The organism is Streptomyces sp. NPDC034111 (genome assembly GCF_055575375.1).
Window position 1 is genome coordinate 663,205 of record NZ_JBVIST010000002.1, and the last position, 18,782, is coordinate 681,986.

At 72.7% G+C, this 18,782-nt stretch carries 18 protein-coding genes; 6 read left to right on the plus strand and 12 right to left on the minus strand.

Translation table 11 applies throughout. The annotated features are described in order from the left end of the window. Positions 1-2 precede the first annotated feature (2 nt). Positions 3-812: a nucleotidyltransferase domain-containing protein gene (locus ACZ55A_RS08680; protein ID WP_468836205.1), complete on the plus strand. Its 810-nt coding sequence runs from the start codon at positions 3-5 to the stop codon at positions 810-812. On the opposite strand, the gene ACZ55A_RS08685 is transcribed toward ACZ55A_RS08680, so the two are convergent. Further along, positions 802-1,437 carry an NAD(P)-dependent oxidoreductase gene (locus ACZ55A_RS08685; protein ID WP_468836207.1) on the minus strand — a complete coding sequence of 212 codons (636 nt, stop codon included), beginning with the start codon at positions 1,435-1,437 and terminating at the stop codon, positions 802-804. The two genes, ACZ55A_RS08680 and ACZ55A_RS08685, sit on opposite strands and share 11 nt — an antisense overlap. Positions 1,438-1,531: 94 nt before the next feature. Here ACZ55A_RS08685 and ACZ55A_RS08690 point away from each other — a divergent pair, with 94 nt between their 5' ends. Further along, positions 1,532-2,191, plus strand: a complete 660-nt coding sequence (locus ACZ55A_RS08690; RefSeq protein ID WP_468836210.1) for a TetR/AcrR family transcriptional regulator — start codon at positions 1,532-1,534, stop codon at positions 2,189-2,191. A 58-nt stretch (positions 2,192-2,249) separates the two neighbouring features. Here the strand turns inward: ACZ55A_RS08690 and ACZ55A_RS08695 are convergent, their stop codons facing one another. Together ACZ55A_RS08695 and ACZ55A_RS08700 are read right to left on the minus strand one after the other, a co-directional pair. Continuing rightward, complete coding sequence (locus ACZ55A_RS08695) at positions 2,250-2,816, minus strand: methylated-DNA--[protein]-cysteine S-methyltransferase (protein WP_468836212.1); 567 nt, start codon at positions 2,814-2,816, stop codon at positions 2,250-2,252. A gap of 10 nt (positions 2,817-2,826) precedes the next feature. Then, positions 2,827-4,299 (minus strand): AlkA N-terminal domain-containing protein, encoded by a 1,473-nt coding sequence (locus ACZ55A_RS08700; protein WP_468836215.1) that lies wholly within the window; start codon positions 4,297-4,299, stop codon positions 2,827-2,829. Between the two features lie 195 nt (positions 4,300-4,494). On the opposite strand from ACZ55A_RS08700, the gene ACZ55A_RS08705 reads away from it, so the two are divergent. Next, positions 4,495-5,115 carry an L-threonylcarbamoyladenylate synthase gene (locus ACZ55A_RS08705; RefSeq protein ID WP_468836218.1) on the plus strand — a complete coding sequence of 207 codons (621 nt, stop codon included), beginning with the start codon at positions 4,495-4,497 and terminating at the stop codon, positions 5,113-5,115. Positions 5,116-5,189: 74 nt separating this feature from the next. Here ACZ55A_RS08705 and ACZ55A_RS08710 read toward each other — a convergent pair whose 3' ends face one another. Then, entirely contained in the window at positions 5,190-6,335 is a 1,146-nt protein-coding gene (locus tag ACZ55A_RS08710; RefSeq protein ID WP_468836220.1) for a MalY/PatB family protein, read from the minus strand. 135 nt (positions 6,336-6,470) lie between these two features. Here ACZ55A_RS08710 and ACZ55A_RS08715 point away from each other — a divergent pair, with 135 nt between their 5' ends. Continuing rightward, the gene (locus ACZ55A_RS08715) at positions 6,471-7,217 is read left to right on the plus strand and encodes an AraC family transcriptional regulator (RefSeq protein WP_468836223.1); all 747 of its coding nucleotides are present in this window, start codon (positions 6,471-6,473) and stop codon (positions 7,215-7,217) included. A gap of 28 nt (positions 7,218-7,245) precedes the next feature. Here the strand turns inward: ACZ55A_RS08715 and ACZ55A_RS08720 are convergent, their stop codons facing one another. Further along, on the minus strand, positions 7,246-7,641 hold the full coding sequence (locus tag ACZ55A_RS08720; RefSeq protein ID WP_468836226.1) for a DUF5997 family protein: 396 nt from the start codon (positions 7,639-7,641) through the stop codon (positions 7,246-7,248). A gap of 58 nt (positions 7,642-7,699) precedes the next feature. Between ACZ55A_RS08720 and ACZ55A_RS08725 the strand changes: the two genes are divergently transcribed. Beyond that, entirely contained in the window at positions 7,700-8,479 is a 780-nt protein-coding gene (locus ACZ55A_RS08725; RefSeq protein ID WP_468836229.1) for a LysR substrate-binding domain-containing protein, read from the plus strand. A gap of 30 nt (positions 8,480-8,509) precedes the next feature. Here ACZ55A_RS08725 and ACZ55A_RS08730 read toward each other — a convergent pair whose 3' ends face one another. From ACZ55A_RS08730 to ACZ55A_RS08745, 4 genes are all read right to left on the minus strand, one after another. Further along, entirely contained in the window at positions 8,510-9,031 is a 522-nt protein-coding gene (locus tag ACZ55A_RS08730) for an O-acetyl-ADP-ribose deacetylase (RefSeq protein ID WP_468836232.1), read from the minus strand. A gap of 54 nt (positions 9,032-9,085) precedes the next feature. After that, the gene (locus ACZ55A_RS08735; protein WP_468836234.1) at positions 9,086-10,498 is read right to left on the minus strand and encodes a phytoene desaturase family protein; all 1,413 of its coding nucleotides are present in this window, start codon (positions 10,496-10,498) and stop codon (positions 9,086-9,088) included. A gap of 49 nt (positions 10,499-10,547) precedes the next feature. After that, positions 10,548-11,495, minus strand: a complete 948-nt coding sequence (locus tag ACZ55A_RS08740) for an inositol monophosphatase family protein (protein ID WP_468836237.1) — start codon at positions 11,493-11,495, stop codon at positions 10,548-10,550. 121 nt (positions 11,496-11,616) lie between these two features. Next, on the minus strand, positions 11,617-13,452 hold the full coding sequence (locus ACZ55A_RS08745; protein ID WP_468836240.1) for a gamma-glutamyltransferase family protein: 1,836 nt from the start codon (positions 13,450-13,452) through the stop codon (positions 11,617-11,619). A gap of 174 nt (positions 13,453-13,626) precedes the next feature. Between ACZ55A_RS08745 and ACZ55A_RS08750 the strand changes: the two genes are divergently transcribed. After that, complete coding sequence (locus ACZ55A_RS08750; protein WP_468836242.1) at positions 13,627-14,391, plus strand: SIR2 family NAD-dependent protein deacylase; 765 nt, start codon at positions 13,627-13,629, stop codon at positions 14,389-14,391. 3 nt (positions 14,392-14,394) lie between these two features. Here the strand turns inward: ACZ55A_RS08750 and ACZ55A_RS08755 are convergent, their stop codons facing one another. The 3 genes from ACZ55A_RS08755 to hydA form a co-directional block, all read right to left on the minus strand. Beyond that, positions 14,395-15,954: an NCS1 family nucleobase:cation symporter-1 gene (locus ACZ55A_RS08755; RefSeq protein WP_468836244.1), complete on the minus strand. Its 1,560-nt coding sequence runs from the start codon at positions 15,952-15,954 to the stop codon at positions 14,395-14,397. Positions 15,955-16,001: 47 nt separating this feature from the next. Continuing rightward, positions 16,002-17,003 (minus strand): TIGR03842 family LLM class F420-dependent oxidoreductase, encoded by a 1,002-nt coding sequence (locus ACZ55A_RS08760; RefSeq protein ID WP_468836246.1) that lies wholly within the window; start codon positions 17,001-17,003, stop codon positions 16,002-16,004. 93 nt (positions 17,004-17,096) lie between these two features. Beyond that, the gene (hydA, locus tag ACZ55A_RS08765) at positions 17,097-18,506 is read right to left on the minus strand and encodes a dihydropyrimidinase (protein ID WP_468836249.1); all 1,410 of its coding nucleotides are present in this window, start codon (positions 18,504-18,506) and stop codon (positions 17,097-17,099) included. Between the last annotated feature and the right edge of the window lie 276 nt (positions 18,507-18,782).

Below are 18,782 nucleotides of genomic sequence, written 5' to 3' on the forward strand. Positions count from 1 at the left end.
CCATGGAGGACATTGCCGTACGGATCGCCCGGGTGCCGGGAGTGGTCGGAGTGATGCTCGGGGGGAGCCGGGCGCGGGGGACGCACCGGGCGGACTCCGACTGGGATCTGGGGGTCTATTACCGGGGCGAGCCGGATCTGGCGGCGCTGGAGGCGCTGGCCGCGGAGGTGGCCGGCCGGCCCGTGGAGGTGTACGGGCCGGGGGCCTGGGGCTCATGGGTCAACGGCGGGGCCTGGCTCGTCCTGCCCGACGGCAGCCATGTGGACTGGATCCTGCGGGACGTCGACCGGGTGCGGCGGGTGTGGGAGGAGTGCCGTGCGAGCCGCTTCGAGATCGGTGTCCAGGCCGGTCATCCGCTCGGCTTCTGGTCGCCCGCCTACCCGGGCGAGGTGGCACTGGGCCGGGTCCTGGCCGATACCGACGGGGAGTTGGCCCGCCTCAAGGAGGCGGCCGGGGACTACCCCGAGGCGCTGAGTACGGCGCTGACCGGCGCGGCGGTCTGGGACGCGGGGTTCTCGGTGGCGATGGCGGGCAAGTCGTACGCGGCCCGGGACGTGCTGCATGCGGCGCTCTGCCTGTCCCGGGCGGTCGGCGACCTCGTCCAGGCGCTGCATGCGCACCACCGCGTCTGGTGCCTCAACGAGAAGGGCGCCCTCGCGGCGGCCGCGGCCCTGCCGGAGACACCGCCCGGGTTCGCCGACCGCGCCGCCGCTCTCCTGGCCCGGCTCGGGCATACGGAGGAGGAGCTGGGCCGCAGCCTGGCCGCGGCGGAGCGGCTGGTGGCCGAGGTGCGGAGCGTGGTCAGCGGCTGATGCCGACGGCGTGGCGGTAGGTCCGCGGGTCCTCGATGAAGTCGAGCATGGCGCGGGCGACGTCGGCGCGGGTGACGGTGGCGCCCGCCGGGCCGGCTTCGACGGCGTGGCGGTAGCGGCCCTCACCGGGCTTGTCGAGGAGGCGGGGCGGGCGGACGGCGGTCCAGTCGAGGTCGGCTGCGCGCAGTACGGCTTCCATCCGCTCCAGGTCGGTGTAGAGCTCCTTGAGGGCCGCCCAGAGGAGCGGGCCGAAGACCCGGTGGGTGAGGAAGGGCTGCCCCGCGCCGCTGCGGTTGAGCGGGCCTGCGCTGACCACGAGGAGGCGCCGTACACCGGTCGCCGTCATCGCGTCGGTCACGGCGCGCGCCGAGGTGGAGGCGGGTCGCAGCGGGTCGTGCCGGCCGGCCTGGCCGATGCCGGAGAGCACCGCGTCGGCGCCCTCGACCACCGGCTCCAGGGAGGCGGCGTCGAGCGGGTCCGCGCGGACGACCGTCAGCCGTTCGTGTCGCTCGGTCAGCTTCCCCGGGCTGCGCAGTGCGGCGGTCACCTGGTGTCCGTCGGCCAGGGCGTGCCGGACGAGTTGCCGGCCGACGCCGCCGGACGCACCGAGGACGGTGAGTTTCATGATCTCTCCAAGGAAGCATCGGAGCGGGGTGAGTGAGCACTTACCCACGAGTGTGAGTGAGTGCTCACTCACCTGTCAATGTAGACTCCGCCCCATGACCCGAGACGCCACCGCTCCCCTGACCGGAGGCGCGCTGACGCGCTCCCGCATCCTCGATGCCGCCGCCGCGCTGATGACGAGCGTGGGGCTGACCCGCACGACGACGAAGCAGATCGCCCGCGAGGCCGGCTGTTCCGAGGCGGCGCTGTACAAGCACTTCCACAACAAGGAAGAGATCTTCGTCCGGGTGCTGCACGAGCGCGCTCCCCGGTTCTCGGAGGCACTGGAGCAGCTGCCGGACAGCGCGGGCGACGAGCGGGGTCCGGCCGGTCACCTCCAGGAAGTGGCGCTGGCGGCCCTGCACTTCTACCGCCGCTCCTTCCCGATCGCCGGATCGCTGTTCGCCAGCCCGGAGCTGCTGGCCACGCACCGGCGCAAGCTGGACGAACTGGGCACCGACGGGCCGCAGAACGCCACCCGGCACCTGGCCGCCTACTTGGCGGCCGAGCAGGCGCTGGGCCGGGTCTCGTCCGGCATCGACCCGCATGCGGCGGCCACACTGCTCATCGGCGCCTGCTTCCACCGCGCCTTCCTCGACCTGTTCCTCGGCAGCCAGGCGCCGGCCGGTGCGCTGCGCCCGGAGAGCGAGGAGGAGTTCGCGGCGGAGACGGTACGGGCCCTGCTCGACGGGATCAGCCCGCCGGAGGGCAGGTAGCCGCCGCCGGACGGGCTGCCGCCGCCGGCTGCCGGCCGGCAACCGGCTGCCTCAGGATTCAGCCGCATGCCTCCGCGGGGAACAGCGCCTCGGGGAACAGCGCCTCCTCCGTGCGCTCGAAGGCGAGCAGCCGGCGCTTGCGGTCCAGTCCGCCGCCGTAGCCGGTGAGGCTGCCGTCGGCACCGACGACGCGGTGGCAGGGGACGATGATGCCGACCGGGTTGCGCCCGTTGGCCAGGCCCACCGCCCGCGCCGCCGACGGGGCGCCGAGCAGGCCGGCGAGCTGCCCGTACGAGCGGGTCTCGCCGTACGGGATCGTGCACAGCGCCGCCCAGACGCGACGCTGGAAGGGCGTACCGCGCAGCGCGAGGGGCAGGTCGAAGGTGGTCAACTCGCCCCGGAAGTACGCCCGGAGCTGGGCGATGGTCGCGGCGAACGGCGGCTCGCCGGGGTCCGCCGGGTCGCCGAAGGCCTCCTGGGGCGGGCGGTGCCGCTGGCCGGTCATATAGAGGCCGGTGAGGGCGTCCCCGGCGGCGACGAGGGTGAGCGGGCCCACCGGTGTGCCGTCCAGGACGGTGTGGGTGAGCGGGGTGCCGGGTTCGGGCCCGGAGGTGTCAACGGTCATGGCTGCGGGCTCAGTTCGTCGGAAGGTGATTGATGGGGTGGTCGTCGGTCGCCCAGAGGTACTGGACCGCGTAGGCGCGCCAGGGGCGCCAGACCGCGGAGTGCCGGACGAGGGCCGCGGGAGTGTGCGGCAGACCGAGTCCGGCGGCCGCGCGGCGCACGCCGAGGTCGGTGGGGGTGAAGGCGTCCGGGTCGCCGAGGCCGCGCATGGCGATGCATTCGACGGTCCAGGGGCCGACGCCCGGCAGCGCCGCGAGCCCGGCACGGGCCTCGTCCCGGTCGCTGCCGACGCCGAGGCGCAGCGCACCGGAGTTGAGGGCGGCGATCACGCCCCGGAGCGTGGCGCGCCGGGTACGGGGCATGGCCAGCGACTCGGGGTCCAGTACGGCGAGCGCGGCGGCGGAGGGGAAGAGGTGGCTCAGACCGCCGCCCGGGTCGTCGACCGGCTCACCGTGCGCCCGGACCAGCCGGCCGGCGTGGGTGCGGGCGGCCGCGGTGGACACCTGCTGTCCGAGGACCGCGCGCAGGGCGAACTCCTCGGCGTCCACGGTGCGCGGGACCCGGCGCCCGGGCGCCTTCTCGACCAGCGGCGCGAGGCTGGGGTCCTCCCGCAGCAGGCCGTCGACGGCCTCCGGGTCGGCGTCGAGGTCGAGCATCCGGCGGCAGCGGGCGATGGCGCCGGCCAGATCGCGCAGATCGGTCAGGGCGAGCCGGCAGTCGATGTGGTCAGGGCGGGGCGCGAGGGCGACGATGCCGTGCCCGTAGGGGAGCCGCAGGGTGCGGCGGTAGGCGCCGTCCCGCCACTCCTCGACGCCGGGGACGGCGGTGGCGGCGAGGTGCCCGAAGAGGTTGTCGGGGTTCAGCGGCTGCCGGAAGGGGAGCCGCAGGGTGAGCGTGCCGGGCACCGCCGTACGGGCGCCGGGCCTGGCGCGCTGCCGCAGTTCGGTCGGCGAGAGCGCAAAGACCTCCCGTACGGTCTCGTTGAAGGTGCGGATGCTGGCGAATCCGGCGGCGAAGGCGACCTCGGCCATCGCCAGCCCGGTGGTCTCCACCAGCAGCCGGGCGGTCTGTGCGCGCTGGGCGCGGGCCAGGGCGAGCGGTCCTGCGCCCAGCTCGGCGAGCAGCTGGCGCTCGATCTGCCGGGTGCTGTAGCCGAGCCGGGCGGCGAGTCCGGGCACGCCCTCGCGGTCGACGATCCCGTCGGCGATCAGCCGCATGGCCCGCGCGACGAGATCGGCCCGTTCGTCCCACTGCGGTGACCCCGGGCTGGCGTCCGGGCGGCACCGCTTGCAGGCCCGGAACCCGGCCTGCTGGGCGGCCGCGGCGCTCGGGTAGAAGCGCATGTTCTCGGGCTTGGGCGGCACCACCGGGCAGCTGGGGCGGCAGTAGATACGGGTGGTGAGCACGGCCGTGTAGAACCAGCCGTCGAAGCGGGCGTCCTTGGACTGCACGGCGCGCAGACAGCGCTCGGTGTCGTGGTGCATGCCCCCAGGATTGCTCACCCGTCCGGGCCTTCGCTGGCGAGAATCCGACATCGACGTCGGACCACCAGGGACGCCGCGGGTCACCCCTCGTCAAAGGACGCACAGGACGGGCGTCCGCCGCGCGGCACGCTCCCGCCCCTGCGCCGCGGTACCGGCCGCCGGGGCGGGGACAGGGGGACCACCTAGACTCGGCGGATGGCGAAGTATTTCGACGTACACCCAGAGAATCCTCAGCGGCGCACCATCGGCAACGTGGCGGACAGCATCCGCTCCGGCGCGCTCGTCGTGTATCCGACGGACTCCTGTTTCGCGCTGGGATGCCAGCTGGGCAGTCGCGACGGCATCGACCGGATCCGGTCGATCCGTGAGCTCGACGACCGTCACCACTTCACCCTGGTGTGCCAGAACTTCGCGCAGCTGGGGCAGTTCGTGCACATCGACAACGATGTGTTCCGCGCGATCAAGGCGGCGACGCCCGGCAGTTACACCTTCATCCTCCCGGCCACCAAGGAGGTGCCGCGCCGGCTGCTGCACCCGAAGAAGAAGACGGTCGGCGTACGGATCCCGGACCACGCGGTCGCCCAGGCGCTGCTCGCCGAGCTCGGTGAGCCGCTGCTCTCCAGCACCCTGCTGCTGCCGGACGAGGACGAGCCGATGACCCAGGGCTGGGAGATCAAGGAGCGGCTCGACCACGTGGTGGACGCCGTGCTCGACTCGGGCGACTGCGGTACCGAGCCGACCACGGTCATCGACTTCTCCGGCGGTGTGCTCGACATCGTCCGCCGCGGGGCGGGCGACACCGCGCGCTTCGAGTAGCCGCACCGACGGCCACCACGTGGCGAACCTCCGATCCGGGGCGCGCGTTCACCACCCCCGTCTCGCCACTCGCCTCAGCGGGCCGCGGCGATACGGGTGAGCGCTTCGGTGAGGGTCTGCGGTGCGCAGCCGAAGTTCAGCCGGACCCATCCGGCGCCGGCCCGGTCGTAGCGGTGTCCGGCATTGAGCGCGACCCCGGCCGCGGCGAGGAGGTGGGCGGCGGGGTCGTCGCCCCAGCCCAGCTCCCGGAAGTCGATCCAGGCGAGGAAGCCGGCCTGCGGTGGTGTCCAGTGGGCGCCGGGGAGCAGCTTCACCAGCAGCTCGTCCAGCAGTCCGCGGTTGTGGTCCAGGGCGGCCAGCACGCCGGCGAGCCAGGGCTCACCGTCGTTGAACGCGGCGACCGTTGCCAGCACGCCGAGGTGCCCGGTGCGGTAGAGCGAGTGCGGTGACAGGCGGTCGACGTACCGCTTGGGGGCCGGGTCGGCGGTGATGACGGTGGCGGCCTTGAGCCCGGCCAGGTTCCAGCCCTTGCTCGCCGACAGGAACGCGAACCCCCAGCGCCTGGCCTCGTCCGACACCGACAGGAACGGCACGAACTCGGCCCCCGGCAGGACGAGGGGGGCATGGACCTCGTCGGACAGCACATGGACGCCGTACCGGTCGGCCAGCTCGGCGAGCGCGATCAGGTCCTGGCGCCGGTGCACCAGACCGACGGGATTGTGCGGATTGCACAGCACATACGCCGTGGCCCCGTCCGCGAAGGCACGCTCCAGCGCGTCGAGGTCGAGCCGCCACCCGTGTGTCTCCCGGGCCAGCGGTGCCTCGACGACCTGCGCCCCGACCTCGCGCACCCACCAGGAGAACGGCTCGTACACCGGCGGGCTGATCACCACGCGGTCTCCGGCACCGACGAGACGACGCAGCGTTTCGACGATGCCGATGCCGACATCGGCGACGGTACGCACCCCGTCGGGGTCGATCCGCCAGTTCCAGCTGCGCCGGGCGTAACCGCGGACCGCGTCCGCGAGGTCCCGGGTCGGTGCCGCGTACCCGGTGTCCGACCGGTCGACGGCCTCATGGAGGGCCCTGGCGACCGGCTCCGCCAACGGGAAGTCCATCTCCGCGACCGGCAGGGGCAGCACATCGTCAGGGAACGTCCGCCACTTCGCGCTACGGCGCTTCCTCAGCTCGGCGAGCGGAGGGATCGGGAGGGGACGCATGACGGGACTCCTGACGGTCGTTCCGGGGATGCGGGCGGTCTGGCCGGAGACGGCGGGGCCCCGGGCCCGGTCTGCCGTCACTCCCCGATGATCGGCGCGCAGAGCCCCCGCCCGCTTCCGATAAAGTGCCAAGGAATGCCGAAAATCCGCCACGCCCCGCATGCCACGACCGGACTCCGTCCGCTGCCCGCCGGTACGGGGATCGACGCGCACCGGCACGACGAGCATCAGATCGTCTACGCGGGACGCGGCGTGCTGTCGGTCACCACCGACGCGGGCAGCTGGATCGCCCCTGCCACCCGGGCGATCTGGATTCCGGCCGGCACCGTCCATGAGCATCGCGCCTACGGCGACACGGACCTCCACCTGGTGGGACTGCCGGTGCGGGACAACCCGCTGGGCCTGGACCGGCCCGCGGTCCTCGCCGTCGGGCCGCTGCTGCGGGAGCTGATCATCGCCTACACCGGGCAGCCCGCCGGCCGCGGCGCCGAACGCCGCCGGCTACGGGCCGTCCTGCTGGACCAGCTCCACCACTCGCCCGCGCAGCCCGTCCATGTGCCCGCCGCCAAGGACCCGCGTCTGGTCGCGGTATGCGCCGTCCTGCGCGACGACCCGGCCGACAGCCGGACCCTGGCGCAGCTGGGCGCCGTGGCAGGCGTCAGCGACCGCACGCTCACCCGGCTCTGCCGGGCCGAACTCGGTATGAGCTTCCCGCAGTGGCGCACCCAACTGCGGCTGCATCACGCCCTGCGCCTGCTGGCCGAGGGCACTCCGGTGACCGCCGTCGCCCATCGCTGCGGCTGGGCCTCCAGCAGCGCCTTCATCGATGTCTTCCGCCGGGCGTTCGGGCACACCCCCGGCGCGCACCGAACACGCCACTGACCAGCAGAAACATCCGAACGCGGCCGGCTTACTCGCCCTGCTCCGCGCTCTTCTGCTTGTTCTTCTCCTTGATGCGCGCCGCTTCCTTACGGACCTCGGCCTGCGTGGCGCGCTCCTTCTGGAGCCACTCGGGAAGGTCGCGCTTGAGCGCGTCGATCTGCTCGGTGGTGAGGGGGTCGGTGATACCGCCCCGTGCGAGGCCCGAGATGGAGATGCCCAGCTTGGCCGCGACCACCGGGCGGGGGTGCGGGCCGTTGCGCCGCAGCTCCACCAGCCACGCGGGCGGATCGGCCTGTAGCGCGTTCAGCTCGCTGCGTGAGACCACACCCTCCTGGAACTCGGCGGGGGTGGCCTCGAGGTACACACCCAGCTTCTTTGCCGCGGTCGCGGGCTTCATCGTCTGGGTGTTCTGGTGCGACGTCATGGTGTCAAGAGTAACGAGCGTGTGCGAGGCCTCCGAACACGACCGGTAATCTGGCGACGTGACAGGCTCCGACGTACCTCCTTCGTTCCGGCTCGCGTACGTTCCCGGCGCGACGCCGGCCAAATGGGTACGCATCTGGAACGAGCGGCTGCCCGACATCCCCCTGACCCTCGTCGCGGTGTCCGCCGGCGAGGCCGCCGATGTGCTCCGGGACCGCGGCGCCGACGCGGGTCTGGTGCGGCTGCCGGTCGACCGGACGTACTTCAGCGCGATCCCCCTCTACACCGAGACGACGGTGGTCGTGGTCCCGAAGGACCACCTGGTGGCGGCGGTCGACGAGGTGTCCGCCGAGGACCTGGCCGACGAGATCCTGCTGCATCCCCTCGACGACACCCTCGACTGGGAGCACCGGCCGGGGCGGCCCGCGATCGAGCGCCCCGCCACGACCGCGGACGCCATCGAGCTGGTGGCGGCCGGAGTGGGCGTCCTCGTCGTCCCGCAGTCACTCGCGCGGCTGCACCACCGCAGGGACCTCACCTACCGGCCGGTCACGGACGCCCCCCAGTCGAGCATTGCGCTCTCGTGGCCCGAGGAGGCGACCACCGACCTGGTGGAGGACTTCATCGGGATCGTCCGCGGGCGGACCGTCAACAGCACCCGGGGCCGCACCACCACCCCGGCCCAGCCGAAACCGTCCCAGCGCACCGACACCGGGAGCGCACGGCGCAAGCCCACCGGCGGCAAACCGGCCGGCAAGAGCGCACGGGGCGGCTCCGGCGGCTCCAAGGGCGGCGGCCAGAAAGGCGCCAGGCGCGGCCGGCCGCGCCGGCGCTCCTAGCCCCCGGAACAGCCCCAACTCCCGTCCCGGTCAGCGCATCTGAGCGGCGAACGCCTCGTAACCCCGCTCGTCGAAGAGCACGAAGCGGATCTCTTCCGCTGCCGTCTCCGTAGCCCGCACCGCCTCAACGGCGATCCGGGCCGCGTCGTCCATCGGCCAGCCGTAGACGCCGGTGGAGATGGCCGGGAAGGCGACCGTTCGTGCGCCCAGTTCGTCGGCGACGCGGAGGGATTCGCGGTAGCAGGAGGCGAGCAGGTCGCTGCGGTCCTCGGTCTTGGCGTGGACCGGGCCGACGGTGTGGATGACCCAGCGGGCCGGCAGTTCTCCGGCGGTGGTGGCGACGGCCTGGCCGGTGGGCAGTCCGTCGCCGTACTGGGAGGCGCGCAGTGCGCGGCACTCGGCCAGGATCTCCGGACCGCCGCGCCGGTGGATGGCGCCGTCCACTCCCCCGCCGCCGAGCAGCGAGGAGTTGGCGGCGTTGACCACGGCGTCCACGGCCTGTTCGGTGATGTCGCCCTGGACGAGGGTGAGGGAGGTGCGGTGGGGGTTCATGGTGTTCGAGGGTAGGGGGTGTCTCCTCGGTCTCCGTGGACCGGCCTGCGGTGGTCAGCGGCGGTTCGCGCGGAGGCGTCGCCAGACCGCCTTGGCCGCGTAATGGCCGGACATGCCGTGGACGCCGGGGCCGGGCGGGGTGGCCTGGGAGCAGAGGAAGACGGCGGGGTGGGCGGTCTCGTAGGGGACGCGGGTGAGTTTGGGGCGGATGAGCAGGCGCAGACCGGCCGCGGAGCCGGTGGCGGTGTCGCCGCCGACGTAATTGGCGTTACGGGCGGCGAGTTGGGGCGGTCCGGCGACCGCGCGGGCCAGGACGAGGTCGCGGAAGCCGGGGGCGAAGCGCTCGATCTGCCGCTCGACGACCTCGGTGGCGTCGCCCTCCCAGCCGTTGGGGACATGCCCGTACGCCCAGAAGGTGTGCTTGCCGTCGGGGGCGCGGGTCGCGTCGATCAGGCTGGGCTGAGCGGTGATCAGGAAGGGAACGGACGGGTCCCGGCCGTGCGTGGCGGCGTCGAGGGCGGCGGCGATCTCGCCACTGGTGGGGCCGATGTGGACGGTGCCGGCGCGGCGGGCCTCCTGGGCCGTCCACGGCACCGGTTCCGCCATCGCGTAGTCGATCTTGAAGACGGCGGGGCCGTACTTGACGTCGCGGTAGGCGTTGCCCAGGCCCGCGATCCGGGCCAGCGCGGTCGGTGAGGTATCGAAGACATACGCCCGGGCCGGCGGCAGGTCGTCCAGCCGCTTGACCTCGAAGTCGGTGTGCACCGCACCGCCATGGGCGCGCAGCAGACCGGCGAGCGCGTCGGAGATGGCCTGGGAGCCGCCGCGGGCCACCGGCCAGCCGTTGGCATGTGCGGCGAGCGCGAACATCAGGGCGATGCCGGAGGTGCCGATGCCGCCGAGCGGGGAGATGGCGTGCGCCGCGAGGCCGGCCATCAGGGCGCGGGCCTTCTCGTCCTGGAAACGGCGGTTGAGAAGGGTGACCGGCTGCGCGGCGACCAGGCCGAAGCGGGCGTAGGTCAGCGGGTCGCTCGGCAGGCCGAGCCACTGGGTGCGCAGGAAGTCATGGGCCATGGACGGCCACTTGCCGATGAACGGTGCGACCAGCCGCCGGTAGGAGCCGGCGTCGCGCGGCCCGAAGGACATCGCGGTCTCTCCGACGGAGTGCGCGAGCACGGCGGCCGTACCGTCCGGGAACGGGTGCGCCATCGGGAGGTCGGGGTGCAGCCATTCGAGGCCGTACCGCTCCAGCGGCATGGCGGCGAAGGCCGGTGAGCCCGCGCCCGTGGGGTGTACGGCGGAGCAGGGGTCGTGGCGGAAGCCGGGGAGGGTCAGCTCCTCGGTACGGGCGCCGCCGCCGATGGTGTCGCGGGCCTCGAAGACCTCCACGGACATCCCACGGCGGGCCAGTTCGACGGCCGCCGTCAGGCCGTTGGGTCCCGCCCCGATCACCACGGCATCGAGCATCCTCGGCACCTGCGCCACTCCCCTCACGTCCGACCCTCGTCGGTGAGGATCAGTTGGCGGCCGCCAGCAGTCCGAGGATACGCCGCGCGGTTTCGGCGTCACGCGCCGCCGTGAACGGCAGGTCGTTGCCGCCTTCGATCCGGAACGGCTGCCCCGTGACCGTGCCGCTCGCGCCGCCCGCCTCATGGACGAGCAGCAGCCCGGCGGCGTGGTCCCAGGCGTTCTCCCAGCTGAAGGCCGTGGCGTCGAGCTCACCGCGGGCTATGTGCAGATACTCCAGTCCTGCCGAGCCACAGGGCCGCGGGGCGACACCGCCGGTGTCCAGGGCAGCCAGCACCCGCTTCTGGTCGTCGTCGGTGAAGTCGTGGTGGGACGTGGCGACATCGAGGACCGCGTCCGCCGCCGGGCTGCCGGCCCGCAGCGGGACGCCGTTGAGCTCGGCGCCGGCGCCCCGGCGGGCGATCGCCATCAGACCGAGCGCGGGGGCGTACGTCCAGGAGGCCAGCACCTCGCCGCGGTGGGCGAGCGCGACGAGCGTGGCGAAGCCGGGGTCGCCGTGCACGAACTGGCGGGTGCCGTCGACCGGGTCGACGATCCAGACGGGGGCGTCACCGAGGAGCGCGTCGAGGACGCCGGGGTCGGCGTGCACCGCCTCCTCGCCGACCACCCGGGAGCCGGGCAGCAGCGCCGTCAGCGCGGCGGTGAGGTGCTCCTCGGCCCGGCGGTCGGCGATGGTGACGAGGTCGTGCGGGCCGTTCTTCTCGACGATGTCCTCGGCGGCGAGCTGCCGGAAGCGGGGCATGATCTCGTCGGCCGCGGCGCGGCGGACGGCGGCCTCGACGGCGGCCAGGTCCAGTCCGGAGAGGTCCGGCGAGGGGGCCACGGTCTCGGTCACGGTGTCGGTCGAGGAGACGGTGTCGGTGCTGGGCGTGGCGGCTGCCACATCGGTGATATTCGTGATCTCTCCCGAATCTTGGGTACGAAGTGCTTCGATCATGCGTCCATCGAACCATGAGCCACTGACACGGCGCCTGGACTCCAGGTGAACTCCGGGTGCCACCGGACGCACGCCTGGGATGCGGTACGGGCGCAAAGGCCCAGGCCCAGGCCCCGGCGCCTCAGCGCCCGACCGCGTACCCCTGCATCCCCCGTGGATTCGCCGCCGCGGACAGCACTCCGGTCTCCGGATCCCGTGCCACCGCGCACAGCCGCCCCTCGGACCATGCCTCACCCACCGTGACACGGTGCCCACGCCGCCGCAGCCCGTCGATGGTCTCCGCGCCGGTCCGTGACTCCACGGTGACGCTCCCCGGCCGCATCCCGCGCGGGAAGAACGAGCCCGGGAAGGAGTCGTTGTGCCAGTTCGGCGCATCGACCGCGCCCTGGAGATCGAGCCCGCCGCGGACCGCCCCGCGCAGCGCCACGGCCAGGAAGAAGTGGAGCTGCCACTGGTCCTGCTGGTCACCGCCCGGCGTACCGAAGGCCATCACGGGGACCCCGCCGCGCAGGGCGAGGGACGGGCTGAGGGTGGTACGGGGACGGCGGCCCGGGGTGAGGGAGTTCGGCAGGCCCTCCTCCAGCCAGGCCATCTGAAGCCGGGTGCCCAGCGGAAAGCCGAGGGCCGGGATCACGGGGCTGGACTGGAGCCAGCCGCCGGAGGGCGTGGCGGAGACCAAGTTCCCCCAGCGGTCGACGACATCGATGTGGCAGGTGTCGCCCCGGGTGGCCCCGCGCCGGTCGACCTCGGGCGCCGGTCCGGGAACCCCGCGCGCCACGGTCGGCTCACCCGCGCCGCGCCCGGACATCGCCCGCGCCTCCAGGCCGTCCGCACCGGCCGCGACCGCCGCCGCATACGTGCTCAGCCGCGGACTGCGGCCGTCCGGACTGCCGGGCCGCAGTGCGTACGAGGCCCGCTCACCGATGAGCGCCCGCCGCGCGGCGTTGTACTCGGTGCTGAGCAGCGCATCGAGCGGCACCTCGGCGGCGTCCCCGTACCAGGCCTCCCGGTCCGCCATCGCCAGCTTGCAGCCCTCGATGAGCAGATGCAGGTAATCGGGGCTGCCGTACGCGGGCAACTCCGGCGGCAGCAGGGCGAGTTGCTGGAGGAAGGCGGGGCCCTGGGACCAGCCGCCCGCCTTGGCGACGGTCCAGCCGTTCCACTCGTAGGTGACCGGCGCTTCGTATGTGGCGCGGAATGCGGCCAGATCGTCGCCGGTGAGGGTGCCGGCATGGCGTTCGCCCGAGGTGTCCATGGCCGGACGGGCCGCGAACGTGGCGAGCGCTTCGCCGATGAAGCCCTCGCGCCACGCCCGGCGGGCGGCGTCGATCTGTGCCTCGCGCGACGCCGAGGCGGCCTCCGCCTCCGTGATCAGCCGCCGCCAGGTGGCCGCCAGCGGCCGGTTCCTGAGCAGTCCGCCGGGGGCGACGGACGCGCCGTCCGGGAGGTAGAGCGCGGCGGAGGAGGTCCACTCGGTCTCGAAGAGCTCCCGGACCGTCTCGATGGTCTCGCCGATCCGCTCGACCGCGGGGTGGCCGTGCTCGGCGTAGCCGATGGCGTACCGCAGCACCTCGGCCAGCGGTTTGCTGCCGTGGTCGCGCAGCAGCAGCATCCAGGCGTCGAACGCCCCGGGGACCGCGGCGGCGAGCGGCCCGGTGCCGGGCACCAGATCCAGTCCGAGCGAGGTGTAGTGCCGCACGCTCGCCCCGGCCGGCGCCGGCCCCTGGCCGCACAGCACCCGCACCGGCCCGTCCGAGGGCGCCAGAATGATCGGCACCTCCCCCGCAGGCCCGTTCAGATGCGGCTCCACGACGTGCAGCACGAAGCCGGCCGCCACCGCCGCGTCGAAGGCGTTCCCGCCGTCCTCCAGCACCGCCATCGCGGACTGCGACGCCAGCCAGTGCGTGGAGGAGGCCATCCCGAAGGTGCCTTGGAGGGTCGGGCGGGTGGTGAACACGGGCGGCTCCTCGTCGGATGCACGGTGCGGAGGCGAGCGATGGGCGGACGGACGATCACCGGATACGTACCCCCGGACACCCCCGGCAGTACGCGGCGGCCGCCCCGGCAGTACGCGCGCCCGCACCCGGAAACTGCCGCGACGACACGGCGGTCCGCTGCGTACGCTCGCTCCATGACCGGCACCGATGCCTCCTCCGACCAGCCGCCCCGGCGTCCCCTCGTCGCGATCCTCAGCGGCGCCGGGATCTCCACCGACTCCGGCATCCCCGACTACCGCGGGCCGAACGGGCTGTGGCGGCGGGACCCGGAGGCCGAGAAGCTGGTGACGTACGACGCGTACATGGCCGATCCGGAGATCCGCCGGCGGTCGTGGCGGATGCGGCAGGAGAGCCCGGCGTTCCGGGCGAAGCCGAATGCGGCGCACGAGGCGGTGGCCCGGCTGGAGCGGTCGGGGACGCCGGTGCGGGTGATCACGCAGAACGTGGACGGGCTGCACCAGCTCGCGGGGATGCCCGAGCGCAAGGTGCTGGAGCTGCACGGCACCGCCCGGGCGGTCACCTGCACCCGCTGCCACGCCCGCTCGTCGATGCGGGAGGCACTGGAGCGGGTGGCGGCGGGCGAGCCCGATCCGGCGTGTCTGGTGTGCGGGGGCATCCTGAAGTCCGCGACGGTGATGTTCGGCGAGCGGCTGGACCCGCAGGTGCTGGGCACGGCGCTGGGCGTGGCGAAGGCGGCGGACATCTTCCTGGCCGTCGGGACGACGCTCCAGGTGCAGCCGGCCGCCTCGCTCGCGGGGGTGGCGGCCGAGCACGGTGCGCGGCTGATCATCGTCAATGCCGAGCCGACGCCGTACGACGAGCTGGCCGCCGAGGTGATCCGCGAGCCGATCGGCACGGCGCTGCCCCCGCTGCTGGCGGGCCTCGCCCAGCCGGGCTGACGTTCAGCCTCGGGCGGCGGCCCGCCCCGGCGCCGTGGCCATGAGCAGCACATAGAGCAGCAGGGCGGCGCCCAGGCCGACCGCCCAGCCGTAGTCGGCCAGGGGTTTGAGGAAGGGGATCAGACCGTCGGCGGGGAAGGGGCCCTTGCCGGGGTGGGAGTACGAGCCCCCGACGGACAGCAGCCCGCCGACGGCGAAGGCGAGGACCGCCCGCCAGTTCCAGCCGGCCGTGTACCAGTAGCGGCCTCCGGGGCGGTAGAGCGCGGCGAGGTCGAGGACGGTACGGCGGATGATCCAGTAGTCGGCGATCAGGATTCCGGCGACCGTGCCCAGCAGGCCGCCGACGACCCCGAGCCAGGTGAAGATGTACAGCTCGGGGGTGGCGGTGAGCTTCCACGGGAGGATGAGGACGCCGACCACGCCCGTGATCAATGCCCCGGTACGGAAGTTGATGAACCTCGGCGCCAGGTGGGCGAGGTCGTACGCCGGCGAGACGACATTGGCCGCGATATTGACGGAGATCGTGGCGATCAGGACGGTGACGAGGGCGAAGAGCAGACCGAAGACGTTGTCGGCCTTGCCGGCCAGGGCGACCGGGTCCCAGAGCGGGGCGCCGTAGACCGCCTGTGAGCCGGAGGTGACGAGGACGGAGAGCAGCGCGAACGCCGTCATGGTGGTCGGCAGGCCGAGGGTCTGGCCCCAGACCTGGGCCCGCTGTCCGGCGCCGAAGCGGGTGAAGTCGGGGATGTTGAGGGAGAGGGTGGCCCAGAAACCGATCATGCCCATGAGGGAGGGGAAGAAGACCGGCCAGAAGTCCGCGCCCCAGCCCAGTGCGCTCGGCTGGTCCAGGAGGGGCCCGAACCCGCCAGCTTTGGTCGCCATCCAGACGAGCAGCGCCACCGCGCCGACGAGGACGAAGGGGGCGGCCCAGTTCTCGAAGCGGCGCAGGGTCTCCATCCCCCGGTGGATGATGGCGAGTTCGGTCGCCCAGAAGACCAGGAAGCAGAGCCAGAGGGTCCAGGGGTAGCCGGCGACGGCCGTCGCCCCGGCCCAGTCGCCGCCGAAGACCTTGCCGAGCAGGATGTAGATGCCCTGGCCGCCGATCCAGGTCTGGATGCCGAACCAGCAACAGGCGACGGCCGCGCGCACCAGCGCGGGCAGATTGGCGCCGCGCAGGCCGAAGGAGGCGCGGGCCAGGACCGGGAAGGGGATGCCGTACTTGGGGCCGGCGTGGCCGGTGAGCAGCATCGGGACGAGGACGATGAGGTTGGCCAGGGCGATGGTCAGCACCGCCTGCTTCCAGTCCATGCCGAGCGCGACCAGGCCCGAGGCGAGCGTCCAGGAGGGGATGTTGTGGGCCATGCCGACCCACAGGGCGGTGAAGTTGTAGGTGGTCCAGCGGCGTTCGGCGAGCGGCACGGGGCGCAGATCGTCGTTGAGGTAGCGGCCGTGCGGCGGGAGGGCGTCGGGTGCCGGTTCGATACGGCCGTCGGGCGCGGTGAGCTGGCCGGCTGGGGACGCTATCGGCGGTTCCGGCGGCACGGGAGGGAAGGTCGCGGGCATACGGGGGCCTTTCGTCCGGGTGCGGGCCGCCGGTCTCCGGGGTCCGTTCAGTCGGCGAACGCGGGGATGATCTCTGCTCCGTAGGCGTCGATGGTGGATTCCTTGGCGTCGTGCATGGCGTAGACGGCGAACTGGTCCACGCCCAGCGCCTTGAGCTGTCGCAGCTTGTCGAGGTGCGCGGCGGCCGGGCCGAGCAGACAGAACCGGTCGACGATGGCGTCCGGCACGAAGGCGGTGTCGGGGTTGTCCGCGCGGCCGTGGTGGGAGTAGTCGTAGCCCTTGCGCGCCTTGATGTAGTCGGTCAGCTCGTCGGGGACCATGCCGGAGTGTTCGCCGTAGCGGGCGACGAGGTCGGCGACGTGGTTGCCCACCATGCCGCCGAACCAGCGGCACTGCTCACGGGCGTGGTCGAGGTCGTCGCCCACGTAGGCGGGGGCGGCGACACAGATCGTGACGGCGGCCGGGTCGCGTCCGGCGTCCGTCGCGGCCTGCCGTACCGCCTTGATCATCCACTCGGTGAGGAACGGGTCGGCGAGCTGGAGGATGAAGCCGTCGGCCAACTGCCCTGTCATGGTGAGGGCCTTGGGGCCGTACGCGGCCATCCAGACCGGCAGCTTGCCGTTCTTGATCCAGGGGATCCGGATGCGGTGCCCGCCGACCTCCGCCTCCCGGCCCTCGGCCAGGTCGCGGATGGTTCCGATCGCCTCGCCCAGCCGGGCCAGGGTGTTGGGCGGCCGTCCGGCCACCCGCATCGCGGAGTCACCGCGGCCGATCCCGCAGACCGTGCGGTTGCCGTACATCTCGTTGAGGGTGGCGAAGGTGGAGGCGGTGACTTCGGGGGCGCGGGTGGAGGGGTTGGTGACCATCGGGCCGACGATCAGACGCTCGGTGTGTTCCAGGACGCGGCTGTAGATGACGAACGGTTCCTGCCACAGGACGGTCGAGTCGAAGGTCCAGCCGTAGCGGAAGCCGTTGCGTTCGGCGCGGCGCATCAGGGACACGACGGCGGAAGAGGGCGGGTCGGCCTGGAGGACAACTCCGAAGTCCACGGCGGCGCTCCTTAAAAAGGGTCCTTGAAGAGGTCCTTGGTCGTAGGGGTCCTTCTTGGTCCTGGTCCCTGATCCCTCGTGAGGGAGAGGGCCCTAGAGGAGGTACTGGCAGGTGCCGCGCGGGATGTACTGGCCGTGTCCCGCGCGTCCGGTGAACTTCCGCCGGTCGATGACGAGTTCACCGCGCGAGAGCACCGTCTCGACCTGTCCGGTGAGCCGTGTGCCCTCGTACGCCGAGTAGTCGACGTTCATGTGGTGGGTCTCGGCGGAGACGGTCTGCTCGGCGGACGGATCGTAGATCACCAGGTCGGCGTCGGAGCCCGGGGCGAGGGTGCCCTTCTTCGGGTAGAGGCCGAACATCCGGGCCGGGGAGGCGCAGGCGATCTCGATCCAGCGCCGGCGGCTGATCCGGCCCTCGACGACGCCCTGGTGGAGCAGGTCCATCCGGTTCTCGATGCCCGGCATCCCGTTGGGGATCTTGGAGAAGTCTCCGCGGCCGAGTTCCTTCTGGCCCTGGAAGCAGAAGGGGCAGTGGTCGGTGGAGACGACCTGGAGGTCGTTGGTGCGCAGTCCGCGCCACAGCGCGGCCTGGTGCTCGCGGGGCCGCAGCGGGGTGGAGCAGACGTACTTGGCCCCCTCGAAGTCCGGCTCGGCGAGGTTGTCGGTGGACAGGAACAGATACTGCGGGCAGGTCTCGCCGAAGACGTTCAGCCCCTTGTCGCGGGCCTGGGCGATCTCGGCGACGGCTTCCTCGGCGGAGACATGGACGACATAGAGCGGGGCGCCGGCGACCCGGGCCAGCTGGATGGTGCGGTGGGTGGCCTCCGCCTCCAGCAGGACGTGGCGGACCTCGCCGTGGTAGCGCGGGTCGGTACGGCCCTCGGCCAGCGCCTGTTCGACCAGCACGTCGATGGCGATGCCGTTCTCGGCGTGCATCATCACCAGGCCGCCGTTCTCGGCGGAGCGCTGCATCGCGCGCAGGATCTGGCCGTCGTCGCTGTAGAAGACGCCGGGGTAGGCGGTGAACAGCTTGAAGGAGGTGACGCCCTCCGCCACCAGGAGGTCCATCTCCTTGAGCGTGTGCTCGTTGACGTCCGAGAGGATCATGTGGAACGCGTAGTCGACGGCGCACCGGGCGTCGGACTTGGCGTGCCAGGTGTCCAGGCCGGCGCGGAGCGAGTTTCCGCGGGACTGGACCGCGAAGTCGACGATGGTGGTGGTGCCGCCCCAGGCCGCCGCCCGGGTGCCGGTCTCGAAGTCGTCGGAGGAGGACGTCCCGCCGAAGGGGAAGTCCAGGTGGGTGTGGGCGTCGACACCGCCCGGGATGACGTACTTGCCGGTGGCGTCGAGGGTGCGGTCCGCGGACTCGCGCCAGCTGTCGGCGGTGCGGCTGCCGTGCGCGGCGAGGGCGGCGATCCGGCCGTCCTCCACCAGGACATCGGCGTGGATCTCATCGGCGGCGGTGATCACCAGTCCGCCCTGGACGACCGTACGGCTCACCATCTCAGCTCCCTACCTGACGCCACGTCACAGCTGGTCTACACCCGTAGATTCCGGTCGAGAAGGAGACACCGTAGAAGCATGTCACCCACCGTGGCAATACCATGACGGTTAATCAGTGGGGACGTTCGTGTTGCCGCCACGATCAGCCGCCCGGTTCAACGCGGGGCCCGCCGCGGAGGGGTGCGGAGGGGGCCGGACGGGCAGATATCCGCCGACGCGGGCGGGCAATCCTCGCGGGCGCCAGCCTCATCGGGACGGACCACAGCGCGGAGGGCG